10 protein-coding genes are annotated in these 13,521 nt (G+C 67.4%); 6 read left to right on the forward strand and 4 right to left on the reverse strand.

What is annotated here, in order from left to right; genetic code table 11:
• Positions 1-4,687: beta strand repeat-containing protein (locus ACPV3N_RS12940; protein ID WP_440118434.1), on the reverse strand; the 4,687-nt coding region annotated here is incomplete at its 3' end.
• 415 nt (positions 4,688-5,102) lie between these two features.
• Between ACPV3N_RS12940 and ACPV3N_RS12945 the strand changes: the two genes are divergently transcribed.
• Positions 5,103-5,768, forward strand: a complete 666-nt coding sequence (locus ACPV3N_RS12945; protein ID WP_440118436.1) for a hypothetical protein — start codon at positions 5,103-5,105, stop codon at positions 5,766-5,768.
• 13 nt (positions 5,769-5,781) lie between these two features.
• Here ACPV3N_RS12945 and ACPV3N_RS12950 read toward each other — a convergent pair whose 3' ends face one another.
• Positions 5,782-6,984: a sulfotransferase family protein gene (locus ACPV3N_RS12950; protein WP_440118438.1), complete on the reverse strand. Its 1,203-nt coding sequence runs from the start codon at positions 6,982-6,984 to the stop codon at positions 5,782-5,784.
• Between the two features lie 210 nt (positions 6,985-7,194).
• Between ACPV3N_RS12950 and serS the strand changes: the two genes are divergently transcribed.
• The 4 genes from serS to ACPV3N_RS12970 are packed head-to-tail and all read left to right on the forward strand — an operon-like array spanning position 7,195 to position 11,061.
• Positions 7,195-8,469 carry a serine--tRNA ligase gene (serS, locus tag ACPV3N_RS12955; protein ID WP_440118440.1) on the forward strand — a complete coding sequence of 425 codons (1,275 nt, stop codon included), beginning with the start codon at positions 7,195-7,197 and terminating at the stop codon, positions 8,467-8,469.
• Positions 8,469-9,230: a 5'/3'-nucleotidase SurE gene (gene surE / locus ACPV3N_RS12960; RefSeq protein ID WP_440118442.1), complete on the forward strand. Its 762-nt coding sequence runs from the start codon at positions 8,469-8,471 to the stop codon at positions 9,228-9,230. The genes serS and surE overlap by 1 nt, the downstream gene beginning before the upstream one ends.
• On the forward strand, positions 9,230-10,012 hold the full coding sequence (locus tag ACPV3N_RS12965; protein WP_440118444.1) for a LysM peptidoglycan-binding domain-containing protein: 783 nt from the start codon (positions 9,230-9,232) through the stop codon (positions 10,010-10,012). Before surE ends, ACPV3N_RS12965 begins: the two co-directional genes overlap by 1 nt.
• Positions 10,009-11,061: a potassium channel family protein gene (locus ACPV3N_RS12970; RefSeq protein ID WP_440118446.1), complete on the forward strand. Its 1,053-nt coding sequence runs from the start codon at positions 10,009-10,011 to the stop codon at positions 11,059-11,061. The genes ACPV3N_RS12965 and ACPV3N_RS12970 overlap by 4 nt, the downstream gene beginning before the upstream one ends.
• Here ACPV3N_RS12970 and ACPV3N_RS12975 read toward each other — a convergent pair.
• Entirely contained in the window at positions 11,058-11,486 is a 429-nt protein-coding gene (locus ACPV3N_RS12975) for a DUF1761 domain-containing protein (protein WP_440118448.1), read from the reverse strand. The genes ACPV3N_RS12970 and ACPV3N_RS12975 overlap by 4 nt on opposite strands.
• A gap of 63 nt (positions 11,487-11,549) precedes the next feature.
• Between ACPV3N_RS12975 and rimO the strand changes: the two genes are divergently transcribed.
• Positions 11,550-12,941 (forward strand): 30S ribosomal protein S12 methylthiotransferase RimO, encoded by a 1,392-nt coding sequence (gene rimO, locus ACPV3N_RS12980; protein ID WP_440118450.1) that lies wholly within the window; start codon positions 11,550-11,552, stop codon positions 12,939-12,941.
• Here rimO and ACPV3N_RS12985 read toward each other — a convergent pair.
• Positions 12,938-13,507 (reverse strand): alpha-ketoglutarate-dependent dioxygenase AlkB, encoded by a 570-nt coding sequence (locus tag ACPV3N_RS12985; protein WP_440118452.1) that lies wholly within the window; start codon positions 13,505-13,507, stop codon positions 12,938-12,940. The two genes, rimO and ACPV3N_RS12985, sit on opposite strands and share 4 nt — an antisense overlap.
• Between the last annotated feature and the right edge of the window lie 14 nt (positions 13,508-13,521).

The raw sequence follows: 13,521 nt of genomic DNA on the forward strand, positions 1-13,521 counted from the left end.
TGAGCTCGAGCCCGAACGTCACGAACTGGCCGTCGAGCGTCCTCAGCTGCGTGTCGTAACCCGCAAGGTCGACCAGCGCCACCGAGCCCAGCAGGTCCGCCGGCACGTCGTCGCCGTAGTCCACCACCACCGACCCGGTCAGGTCGCTCGCGCTGCCCGTCCCGGTCACCTCCGCAGGATCGGTCTGCCCGTCGTCCGCGTTCGCCCCCGCAAGCCCGTCCTCGTCGACCGCAAGGCCCGTCGGCGTCCCCGCCACCGGCACCGAGTCCGGCTGCAGCGTCACGTTCACCGTCTTGGTCACGCTGTCGCCGTCCGCGTCGGTCACCGTGAACGTGAAGCTGTCGCTCGTGTTGCCGTCGCTCCCCGCCCCCGAGGCCGGCGTGTAGGTGAAGGTAGTGCCGTTCAGCACGACCGACCCTTGCGACGGCTGGGTGAAGGTGATCGAAGCCAGTCCGTCCGCGCCGGCATCGAACTGACCTGCCAGCGGAATATCGAACGCGGCGTTCTCCGATCCCTGCGTCGCGCTCACCGCGCTCGCGGTCGGCGTGTCATCGTCGAAGTCGATCGTGAGGATGCCGGTGTCGCTGTCGGCCGCCGGGTCGCTGTCGCTCACGGTGAAGGTGAGCGCGACCGAGACGTTGTTCTCGGTGTCGTCGCCCGCGTCGCCGTCGAGGGACGGATGCCTGATCGGGTTGACGAGCGTGACCGTATAGGCGCCTGAATTCACGTCGGTGATCGTGACGGTGAATAGGACCGTTCCCGCCCGCGCCTCGCCCGCCGCGACGGTCGCGGTCAGGGTGTGCGACATTTCGTCGTAGGTGAATTCGACCGCCTCGGTGCCGACCGTCCCGCTGCCCGCGGCCGATGCCAGCGTGAAGGTCAGCGGCGTGTCGTTCGCCCCCGCCTGAACCGCGAGCGAACCGGTCCATACCGCCTCGCTCGCAATACCCGCACCTGCTTCGCCGGTGTTCTGGTCGTCGTCGGTTCCCGCCGGGTTGCTCGCCGCGTTGCCGGCCGGCAGACCATCATCGTCGATGCGCGCGAACGCGTCGATCGCGACCGGGGCGGAATCGGGCTGAAGGGTGATCGAAACGGTCGCCGTTGCAGTGTCGCCATCCCCGTCGACCACGGTGAAAGTGAAGCTGTCGCCAACGCTGTCGCTGCCAGCGCCCGCGTTGGGCGTATAGGTGAAATGGCCCGCGCCGTCGTACGTGACCGTGCCCTGCGCGGGCTGGGTCCAGGTAACCTTGGAAAGGTCGACGCCGTCGGCGCCCGCCGCGTAGCTTCCCGTGATGTCCACCATGAACGCCGCGTTCTCGGTCGCCTGGGTGACCGACACCGCTGAAGCGGTGGGCGCGTCGTCGTCGAACGTGATCGCGAGCGTCGCGCTGGCGGTCGATCCGTCGCCGTCGGTGACGGTGAATGCGATCGAGGCGACCGCGTCGGCTCCGACCGGGTTTTCCTCGTTGGGGCCGCCCGCGTGAAGGACGTTGTTCACCAGGGTGACGAGGTATGTCCCCGTGTTGGCATCGGTAATCTGTACTGTGAACAGGGCCAGCCCGGCGCGGTCCTGCGCGGCGCCTCCCGCGTCCTGCGGGGCGACGGTTGCCGTGAGCGTGTCGCCCGAAACCGTATACTGCACGCGCTCGGTGCCGATGACTGCGAACGATCCGTCGACCCCCGCCGCGAAGGTGATCGTCGCCGGAGCGTCGCCACCGTCGGCGAAGGCCAGCGTGCCGGCGAATGTCGTCTCGTCGTTATCGGCGAGTGCATCTCCCGCATCGGTCGCCAGGTCGAACGTGGTCGAAGCCGGATTGCCGCCCGTGAGCCCATCGTCGTCGAGCGCCGCCTGGGCAGTGCCGCCGGTGGGCGCGTTGGCATCGGTGACCGTGAAGGTGATGGCGGCGCTCGCAGAATCGCCATCGCGGTCGGTGACGGTGAAGGTGGCGGTGGCGACCACGGGGTTTGCGAGCGGGTCCGCTGCCGTGAACGAGTAGGTGCCGTCCGCCTTGACCCGGATCGTTCCGACCGGGATCGTGTCGGTCGCGTCGAAAAGCGTCACGGCCTGGCTGAAACCGTCCGTGCCGAAAACGAGCGGGGTACCGTCGATCGCCGTCACCGTGGCGCCATCGGCGCCGGCGACGAAATCCAGCGTGCCGCTTACGGTAGACCCTTCGGCCAGGCTCCCGCCAGCTTCGTCGAGCGCCGAGGGCACGTCGTCGCTCACCGAGACGGAGAAAGTGCCCGTGGCGCTGTCCCCGTCGAGATCGGTCACGCGGAACGTCACCCCGGCCAGCGTGACGGAATCCTCGCTGCCCGCGACAGCGTGCTGGACTGGTTGCGACAGCTGCGTCGAATAGGTGTAGATCACCTGGCCCGGATTGGGACCTGCGGCCGCGCCAGTGACCGTTACGCGAATGACTTCCGCGCCGGCGCTGTCGCGGCCTATCAACGCCCCGCCCTCGATCGCAAAGGTGACAGGGTCCCCGTCCAGCGTTCGCAGCTGGCCATCGTATGCTGGATCGTCGAGCAGGACGATCGAGGCCGCGAGATCCACAGGCACGTCGCCGCCGAAATCGACGGTCACGGTACCGCTGTCGCCCGGGTTGTCCCCTGCTGCGGTCTCTGCCGGATCAGCCTGGAGCGGGACCGCATCCGCGTTCGCGCCCGGAAGGCCATCCTCGTCCACCGACAGGTTTGCCCCTTCGCCGACGACCGGCGACGAATCCGGAACGAGAACGATGGTAACGGTCGCTGTCGACACGTCGCCATCGCCGTCGGTGATCGAATAATCGAACGTGACCGGTCCGTTCTCGCCCGGTGCAGGAGCATAGGTAAACGTGCCGTCGCCGTTGTTGGAAAGGGTCCCCGTACCGCTGAGCGAACCCGGAACGAGCTGGACGGTCGATGGCTGGACACTGTCGGCGCCCGGAACGTCGTTGGCCAGCACGTTGACGGTGACCGGGGCGTTCTCGACCGCCTGAGTGGCCGAATCCGCCGCGGCCTGCGGGGTATCGTCGCGGATCGCGATCACAAACGTGCCCGGCGCGCTGTCGCCATCGACGTCGGTCACGACGACAGTGAACGTGGCGCTGGTGTTGTCTCCCGAGGTGTTGTCGGCAAGCGTGAACGAATAGGTCAGCACGCCCGTGGCCGGGTTGAAGGTGTTGACGGTCAGCGTGCCGACGCCGGGAATCGTGACGACCGCCCCAGGCGCGGCGGTTACGCCGTTGATCGTTGCGCTCAGGGGGCCGTCCCCCCCGGTGAACGTGATCGAGCCGCTAGTGGTTTCGGTGGGCGCCGCGGCGTTCGAGCCGGGAGCCTCGCCAGGCCGCGCGGGCAGACCCGCTTCGAATACCAGCGTGCCGGACTCGAACGATCCGGCGGGCGGAAGCGTCGTGATTGTCGGGCTGGCATCGGCGATGTTGATCGTGAGAGTCGCGGTCGAGGTCGATCCATCGGCGTCGGTCAGCGTGTAGGTAAACGCGTCCGCCACCCCGCCCGGAGTGCCCGCCGCGCGTGTATACACGTAGCTCCCGTCTGCCTTGATCAGCAGCGTGCCGTACTGCCCGCTCACCTGCAGGTTGCCGGATGCGTCGAAGGTCGTGTCCGTGTTGGCCGGAACGTTGTTGCTGGCGATTCGCGACACCGCCGCGCCATCAGCCCCGGGCGTGTCCGCGCCGCTCGGGCCGCTCGTCGTCCCTGCGGCGGTGACGACATTTCCGCTTTCGGCGGCATAGCTGCCTGCCGCGACCGCATCGGTGTCGTTACGCGCGATCGGGGCGTCGTCCGAGGCGCTGACCGTCAGGGTTGCCGTGGCCACGTCGCCGTCGGTGTCGGTGACGGACACCGTGAACTCGTCGGCCACCGTCCCGCCGACGAGGTTGTCGGTGAGCGTATAGGTAAAGCCGATCGTTCCTGCGACCGGATCGAAGCTGGTGATCAGAAGATCGCCGCGCGGACTGGAAATGACCTGGCCTACCCCGGTGAACGGCACGCCGTTGATAGTGATCGAGGCAACGCCGTCAGGGGACGCAAACACGATCGTGCCGCTGGTGATCTCGGTCGGCGCGGCGGCGTTCGTGCCCGCCGGTTCGCCGCCGCGCGCGGGGAGCCCGGACTCCGCAACGGTCGCAGTCGCCGATTGCGCGCCAACGGGCTGGTCGACGGTGATAATCGTAATCGTCGGCTCGCGGTCGGCGGCGGCGGGGATGATCTCGCGCTCTTCGGGCTGCGGGAAGTTCAGTTCGGTATAGGGCAGCAGATCGCCGAGGCCGTATGCCGCCTGGATCGGACCTACCGCGCTCGCGAAGTTTCCGCCCGAGCTTTGCGGGTTGCCCGCTGCGGGTTGCGGTTCGTTGCCGACGAGGAGCGCCGCAAGGTTGAGCGGCGGGATCGCAACGTCATCGATGACAAGCTGCGGGACGATGATCGCGCCATCGGGGATGACATAGCGCACCCCGTCAGCTCCAACGATGACCAGATCGCGCCCCTCGATCCGGATGTCGCCAAGCTCCGTGCCGGCGGGAAGCATGACGGTGCCCGCCTCATCGGGCGACAGGACCCGGGTTACCGCTACCTGCGAGCCCGCACCCGCCGGAGCCGCCGGGCCTGCATTCTGGCTGTCCTGCAGCTCGTTCGCATCGTGGGCGCCGAACTTTCCGGGTTCGCTGTTGTGCAGTTCCATTTCGTACCAACCTCGCGTTGCGGGCGCGTGTTCGCCACACGGCAAGATTGGCGGGATGCAAAGACCTGACGGGACGCGCGAGCGCCCGTTGACCCCTAAAGTCCAATCTTGCGGCCCTGGTTGCAGGTCGCTGGGGGGCGTTAATCCGCCTCACACTTGCGACGAGTCGTTCGTTAGATGAAACAGAACAGGAATCTTACATCCTTTCAAGGAAATTAACCATCGGTAGGGGGGCGGAGCCAAACACCTGCTTTTAATGGGGTTCTGCCGGTGAAACCGGGCGGCTTCCCAAAATGGGACGCATTCGGGATCGGTCGACGACGAGTGTCTTTGCCGGCCGGCATTGCATGAGGGGATCGTTCGTCCGACCTTGCGCACCGGCGCGCAATGCCAGGTACCGCGGGAGAAATGCGGCATGGACGAGAGCCGGTCCCGACGGGGGAAGACCGCAAGGCTGGTCGCCCTCGCCGCCATTGTCACGCTCGGGCTCGCATGGGCCGTTCACTATGGAAAAATCATGGTCGGGACGGAAAAGACCGGCGCCGGTTCGACCGTCATCGGGGCGGATCCTGCCTATCCGCTGAAGATCGCCCTGCCGCCTTCCGCCCCCCCTGCAAGGCCCCCGGAGATGGATAGCACCTTCGCTCCAACACCTGCACCGGAGGCTTCTCCCGCCAGGTCCGAAGAAACCGGCGCGGCGCCGCAGATATCCCGGATTCGCGAGCCATCGGTTTCCTCGGCTGGACAACCGGGGCAGGCGCGAATTCCACCCGGCTTCGACATCCGGAACTTCGGAAGCGGCGGCGCCGCCGAGGGCGGCATCGTAGCGCGGACGACGAAGCCGGTGTTCCTGGGCGGACGCTCGCTGGGCGCGATCGAACTCGCCGTGGGCCAGGGCGCCTCGATATCCGTGGACCGGCGCGCGTTGTCGGCGCTTCTTGCGGACCGGGCGCCGACGCTCAGCGCCGCGCTCGAGCGCGAGACATCGGATATGGTGACGCTCGATGCCCTGCGCACGCGCGACGTGGCAATACGGTACGACCCGCTTCGGGATGCATTGCTGATCGACACGCGCTCGTGAGCAAACGGTCCGGTCAGGCGCGCACGCGCAAGGGAAGGCTCGTATTTCCGGCCCTCCGCTCGACCGACACGCCGAACCGGTCGATGTACCCGCTCAGCCGTTCGTAGACCTCGTCGAGGTCGAGACCGAATTCCGCCAAGCTGTAGCGATGCGGCTTGCGCTTGAGCGCGCGGCTGCGTTCCACGTAGCGCTCCATCCCCGACACTGCGCTGTCCATCTCGAGGTCGAGGAAGCGATAGACACGTCCCATGGTCCCCCGCCAGTCGCGGTCCATGTCGTCGTAATGAACATCGATCATGCGCGAAGGGGGTATTGCCTTGCGGGCCTCCATCATCCGGGCTGTCATGACCTCGGTCTTCCGCAGCCATTCACGGCCGACGCCGACCGGGTCCGCGTGATCCGAATAGATGATCGTCTGGTTCCAGGCGAGCGACGCCGCGCTTCCGACCACCTGCTTGGGATCGCGATGGGTAAAGATCAGGCGCGCATCCGGGAAGACTTTCAGAAGCGCTGGAAGATCAAGCATGTGTTGCGGGGTCTTGAGAATCCATGGCCGCAACGAACTTTCCTGCTGCGACCATCCCGCGAGACGCAGGAGGTTGGCCATGTGCCGGTAGGCCGGCGTCGCGTCCTCCCCCTCGCACCAGCGGCCATAGCTCGGGACCGTCCATTGGGCCTCGTGCTTCATGCCCCACATGCTTGCGACGAGCAGGCCCAGTTCCTCCTCCGGCTCGTAAGGGCCGGTGGGGTGGATCGAAAGCGTTCTCGGGTTGGCAAGGCGCGCGACCTTCAGAATGCGGCGCGCGAGCTTGGGGCGGAAGTCCTCTGCGCGCCCGGCCAGCACCTCTTCGAACCCCGGTCGCGGCACCGGGCTGATCGTCTCGAAACTGCGCAGGTGCGCGAACCGGCGGTCGGCTGCGAGCAGGCGATGGAGGCGCGTGGTCCCCGATCGCATCGGTCCGACGATGACCACGGGATGGCGGATCGGCCGGGCCAGGATCTCGGGATGCCGGTCGAACCACATCTGCGCGTAGAGCCGGTCGCGCAGGACGTGGTGGAACTGCTTCTCCGCGGCAAGCATGCCCGCGTCGTTGAGCCGGGCCTCCTCACGGACCGCCTCGAGCAGGACCTCCATGGGCCGTTCGAACCACGGGTCGCCGAAATCGTCGAGTCCGGTCGCATCCCGCGCCTGGTCGAGCAGTTCGCCCCTGGTCAATTTCGCCGGGGCGATCGCGCCGACGCGCCTGCCGAAGCGCAGAACCCGATCGAGGATGTCGATGAACGGCGTGCGCCGCGGCGGGATGATGGTTGACTGTTCCAGTTTTGGCCCCTGACATGCGGTGCTTGCGCTTCACGGGATTACCTTTTGATAAGGCGCTGGTTCCCGGATTGCCCTTGCCACAACGGTCGGGCATAGGCCGCCGCCATGCACGACATCCGGCTCATTCGTGACGATCCTGCGGCTTTCGACGCCGCCCTTGCCCGCCGCGGCGTGGAGCCGGTGGCGGCTAAAATCCTCGCCCTCGACGAGACCCGCCGCGCGGCGGCCACCCGGGCGCAGGACCTGCTCGCCCGGCGCAACGACGCCTCGAAGGCGATCGGCGCGGCGATGGGCCGGGGCGAACGCGATGCTGCCGAGGCGCTCAAGGCGGAGGTGTCGCGGATCAAGGCCGACCTCCCCGCAATCGAGGAGGAGGAGCGCGCCGCCGCTCTCGCGCAGGACGACCTGCTCGCCGCCCTGCCGAACCTGCCCGCGCCCGACGTGCCCGACGGCGAAGACGAGGCAGGCAACCTCGAGGTTTCGATCTGGGGCGAACGCCGCGATTTCGCTTTCCAACCGCGCGAACACGCCGACATCGGCCCCGCGCTCGGCCTTGATTTCGAAACCGGAGCAGCGATCGCGGGCGCGCGGTTCACGTTCCTGCGGGGTCAGATGGCCCGGCTTCAGCGCGCGATCGCGCAGATGATGCTCGACGTGCAGACCGGCGAGCGCGGCTACATCGAATGCGCCACGCCCCTCCTGGTGCGCGAGGAGGCGATGTTCGGCACCGGACAGCTACCCAAGTTCGCCGAGGATTCGTTCGCGACTACCGACGGGCGCTGGCTCATCCCGACCAGCGAGGTCAGCCTGACGAACTCGGTGCGCGAGAAGATCGTCGATCTCGACGGGCCGCTGCGGCTGACCGCGCTTACCCCCTGCTTCCGCTCCGAGGCCGGATCAGCGGGACGCGATACGCGCGGCTACATCCGGCAGCACCAGTTCGACAAGGTCGAGCTCGTCTCGATCTGCAGGCCAGAGGACGCCGCGGAGGAGCACGACCACATGCTCCGCAGCGCGCAGGCGATCCTCGAACGGCTCGAACTGCCCTACCGCACGATGCTGCTGTGCGCGGGCGACATGGGCTTCGGCGCCAAGAAAACCTTCGACCTCGAGGCGTGGCTGCCCGGCCAGGGTGCCTACCGCGAGATCAGCTCGGTGAGCTGGTGCGGCGACTTCCAGGCCAGGCGGATGAATGCGCGCTACCGCGACGCCAACGGCAAGGCCGCGTTCGTTCACACGCTCAACGGATCGGGTCTCGCGGTGGGGCGCACGCTCGTCGCCGTGCTCGAGAACTACCAGCAGGAGGACGGCTCGGTGACCGTGCCCGACGCACTGCGGCCCTGGGCCGGAGGCCTCGACCGGCTGGAGCCCGCCGCCTGATGCGCATCCTCCTTACCAACGACGACGGCATCCACGCCCCCGGCCTCGAGGTCCTCGAGGAAATCGCCCGCGCATTCACCGACGACATCTGGATCTGCGCGCCGAGCGAGGAACAATCGGGCGCGGGCCACTCGCTCACCCTCACCCGTCCGGTGCGGCTGCGCAAGCACGGCGAGCGCCGCTTCTCGGTAACCGGCACGCCGACCGACGCGGTCACGCTGGGACTGCGGCGAGTCATCGACGGGGCGCCGGACGTGATCCTGTCGGGCGTCAACCGCGGCGCCAACCTCGGCGACGACGTCACGTACTCGGGCACCGTGTCGGCCGCGGTCGAAGGCGCGCTCGCCGGCATCCGCTCGATCGCGCTAAGCCAGGTCTATGCCGTGGAGGGCATGGGCGATGCCGTTCCGTTCGACGCCGCGCGGGCGTGGGGCGCGAAAGTGCTCGCGCCGCTGCTCGAAGCACCGCTTCCCAGGCGCACGCTCGTGAACGTCAATTTCCCGGCTATGGTAGCAGAAAAAGTAAAGGGAATCCGCGTCGTACGGCAGGGATTTCACGATTATTCGAGGGGCAGCGTGGTCGAGGGGCGCGACCCCCGCGGCTATCCGTACTACTGGTTCGGGCTCGAGGCGATCGAGCACACGCTCGACCATGGGACCGACCTCGAGGCGATCGACGACGGCTACGTATCGGTGACCCCGCTCCAGCTCGACCTCACGCACCATTCCTCCCTCGGCGCGCTGGCGGAGCGCTACGACTGATGGCGCGGCGGGTGGCACTCGCGCTGGCAGCGCTCGCGCTGGCGACCGGCGCAAGCGACCCGAAGACCGCCAGCGTTCATGTCGTGGACGAAGGGGAAACACTCACGGGGATAGCGGGGCGCGCGGACGTGCCCGCCTCGGTGATCGCCGAGGCCAACGGCCTGCGCGAACCCTACCACGTTCGGGCGGGCCAGAAACTCGTGATCCCGCGCCAGCGGATCCACACGGTCAAGGCCGGAGAGACGGGCTACGCCATCGCGAAAAAGCACGGCGTCCCGTTCGCCCAGGTCGCCATCGCAAACGGGCTCGACGACAAGGCGACCATACGCCCCGGTCAGAAGCTCATCATTCCCGCGGTCGTAGCTGCGCCCGACCCCACCACCCTGACGCCATCGCCCCCCGGGCAGCCCTATTTCCGGCGTCCGCACGACGGCAGGGTCCTGCTGGGCTTCGGGGTCCGGGCCGACGGGAAGGGGCATGACGGAATCGACTATGCCGCCGCCCCGCTCGACATGGTCCGCGCCGCCGCCAGCGGCACCGTCAGCGGCATCTCGCACTACCACCCGCGCCTTGGCCGGATGGTGACGATCGATCATGGTCAAGGCTGGAAGTCCGCTTACGGACATCTTGCGAGGATCACGGTGAAGATGGGAGACGTGGTCAAGACTGGAGAGCGCATCGGGCTCGCCGGCAGTCCGTCCGGCACCCGCGAGGCCGAGGTTCACTTCACCATCCGCCGCGACGAAAGGCCCGTCGATCCGGCAAGCGTTCTTGCGCGGTGACCCAGGGCGCGAAAGGACCGCGCCGCAATCGTGGCGGCTCGCGCTTTCAGCCGCTGCGCCGGGCGGTGAAGGTCCCGGTCTGGGCCGACCTGGGCATCCGCCTCGGTCTCGCGCTCGGGCTCGTGTTCCTCGTCGTACTGATCCACTGGTTTGACCGCGATGGGCTGGTCGACAACCTCGACGGGCATATAACCTTTCTCGACGTCGTCTACTTCACGATGATCTCGATAACGACCACCGGGTTCGGCGACATCGCGCCGATCTCCGACCGGGCGCGGCTGGTGGAAGCGGTGATCGTCACCCCGATCCGGTTTGCCGTGCTGTTCATTTTCGTGGGCGCGGCCTACGATTTCGTCATTCGCAGAAGCTGGGAGAAGTGGCGCATGAAGCGCATTCAGGAACGCCTGAAGGACCACATCGTGGTGCTCGGCTTCGGGATTTCCGGCTCGGAGGCGGTGCACGAACTGATCGAGCGCGGAACCGACCCGTCGTGCATCGTCGTGATGGACCCTTCGGCCGAACGGCTTGCCGAGGCCGAGGCGCTGGGCTGCAACGTGATCGAGGCCGATGCTTCGCGCGACGACAATCTCAATGCGGTCCGGATCACCGAGGCCGCGACCGTGCTCGTCTCGGCCGGGCGCGACGACAGTTCGATCCTCATCGTGCTCACCGTGCGCCACCTCGCCCCGAAGGTTCCCATCAGCGTGGTCGTCCGCGCCGCCGACAACGAGCTGCTCGCGCGCCAGGCGGGTGCCGACAACGTGATCAACCCCGTTCGCTTCACGGGTCTGCTGCTTGCCGGCAGCGCACAGGGCACCCACATCGCCGACTACATGGCAGACCTTGCATCGTATGGCGGGCGGGTTCAGCTCGTCGAACGTCAGGTCATGCCCGAGGAGATCGGCAAGTCGATCGACGAACTCGCCGGAGGCGGCAGGGGCCTCAGGGTTTACCGCGGCGACGTCGCGTGCGGCTATTGGGAATGCGGGCCCCTGCAGGAAGGGGACATCATCGTCGAAATCGTGCCGACCGCCGCGACCGAAAACTAGGCGAGCAGGAAAAAGACGAGCCCCATCGCCAGATAGGCGGTCAGCCAGTACCCCGCGTCGATCAGCGCGACCCGGGTCGGTACCCGGATATGGCTGAAACTGACCCACAGCGCGGGGATGACGAAGGCGACAGCCAGACCCCCGCTCATCATGAAATAGAGCCATGGCTTTGCCGCCAGCGTTGCCGCCCCCACCCGCGCGAACATGTGGCCCAGCATCGCCGCGGTGACCAGCAGAAGCACCGCCGACAGTACCGCGATCCGTTCGGGACGCGACCGGACCATGACCCGGTTGCCAACGACCTTGCGCTTCTTTTCCCGCCCGAACAGCGGCCCGAACCAGGCCAGCGCAAGACCTCCCGCGACGAAGGCGGCGACGAATACGGCTATCCAGTTGACCGGTCCCACGCGGGCGACCTCTCCCATGCGACGTGTTATCTTCGTGCGGTGTAGCGCAATCGGCGAATGAGGTGTAGGGGCGCGCCCGCCATGACCCCCTCAGCTACCGGCCCCGCCACCACCACGATCCCCGACCAGAAGAAGGTCGGGATGGTCAGCCTCGGCTGTCCCAAGGCGCTCGTCGATTCCGAGCGCATCCTGACCTCGCTTCGCGCCGACGGCTACGCGATGAGCGCCGATTACGCGGGAGCCGACGTGGTGCTGGTCAACACCTGCGGATTCCTCGACAGCGCCAAGGAGGAAAGCCTCGAGGCGATCGGCGAGGCGATCGCCGAGAACGGGCGGGTGATCGTAACCGGCTGCATGGGCGAGGAGGCCGACGTCATCCGCGCCCGTTTCCCGCAGGTCCTCGCGGTCACCGGCGCGCACCAGTACGAGGCTGTGGTGGAGGCGGTGCGCGAAGCTGCGCCGCCGAGCCAGGGACCGTTCGTCGACCTGGTTCCGCAGCCCGACGTCAAGCTGACCCCGCGTCACTACAGTTACCTCAAGATTTCCGAGGGCTGTAACCACTCCTGCGCGTTCTGCATCATTCCCCAACTGCGCGGCAGGCTCGCCAGCCGGCGGATCGACGCGGTGCTGCGCGAAGCGGAGAAGCTGGTCGCCGCCGGCACGAAGGAATTGCTGGTCATCAGCCAGGACACGAGCGCCTACGGTGTCGACACCCGGCACGAGCCGCGCAACTGGCATGGCCGCGAGGTGCGGGCCCACATGACCGATCTCGCGCGCGAACTCGGAACGCTGCGAACGCCCGAAGGCGAAATCCCCTGGACCCGGCTCCACTACGTCTATCCCTACCCGCACGTCGACGCGGTGATACCGCTGATGGCCGAGGGGCTGCTGACGCCCTATCTCGACATTCCGTTCCAGCATGCCAGCCCCAAGGTGCTGCGCGCCATGAAGCGTCCTGCGAACGAAGCGAGGGTGCTGGAACGCATCAAGGCATGGCGCGCGATCGCGCCCGACCTTACTATCCGCTCAAGTTTCGTCGTCGGCTTCCCCGGCGAAACCGAGGAGGATTTCACCTACCTGCTCGAATGGCTGGAGGAGGCCCAGCTTGACCGGGTGGGAGCGTTCCGCTTCGAACCCGTGGCCGGCGCACAGGCGAACGACCTGCCCGACCCGGTGCCGGAGGCGATCAAGGAAGAGCGCTACGCCCGCCTGATGGAAGTCACCGAACGCATCAGCGCCGCAAAGCTTGCCGCCAAGGTTGGTCGGACCCTTCCGGTGATCATCGACGAGATCGGCGAGCCGGACGAGGACGGCGATATCGGCGCGACCGCGCGTAGCCAGGCCGATGCCCCCGAGATCGACGGGCAGGTATTCCTGCGCAACGTTCCGTCATCGCTGAAGCAGGGCGATTTCGCGCAAGTTCTCGTCGAGGATGCCGATGCGCACGACCTCTACGGGGTCGTGACAGACTAGGCGCGCATAGTCCGCAGCGTCACGCTGCGCCGGGTAACCTCCATCGGCGCGATCGAGTGTTCCCAGCTTTCGCGCGCTTCGCCGGTGAGCAGGTAGAGCGAGCGCCGGGGCAATTTCGCGCGGCGCCGTTCGAAACCGCCGCCGGGCAACCTGCGGCGCAGCCGCAACACGGCGGGGGCCGACAGCGACAATCCCATGACCTCACCGTATTGCGGGCGGTCGCGATGCCAGCCGATTCCGGCGCCCGGATCGTACCGGATTACCAGCCCCTGGACGAATGGCGCCGGATCCCGGCCGACCTGAGGGGCCAGCTCGTCACGCAGGTCCCTGAGCCACCCCGGAAGTGGATCCGCCGGAACCGGGCGGGCACGCTGGTAGTCGTAGCCTGAACCAAAATTGGCCGTCAGTCTCTTGCCTTCCCACTGACCGAACTGGAACGGGGCGAGCGGCGCGGCATCGATCTCGGCTTCGATCGTTCGTTCCGTCACGGCGTCGATCGCGTTCTCGACGAACACGAGACCGGGAACCACCGGGGACGAGGCGAAGAGGCTCGGCTGGGCGACCATTCTGCCGGTGCATT

This window comes from Tsuneonella sediminis (assembly GCF_051912845.1).
Taxonomy (GTDB): Bacteria; Pseudomonadota; Alphaproteobacteria; order Sphingomonadales; family Sphingomonadaceae; genus Tsuneonella; species Tsuneonella sediminis.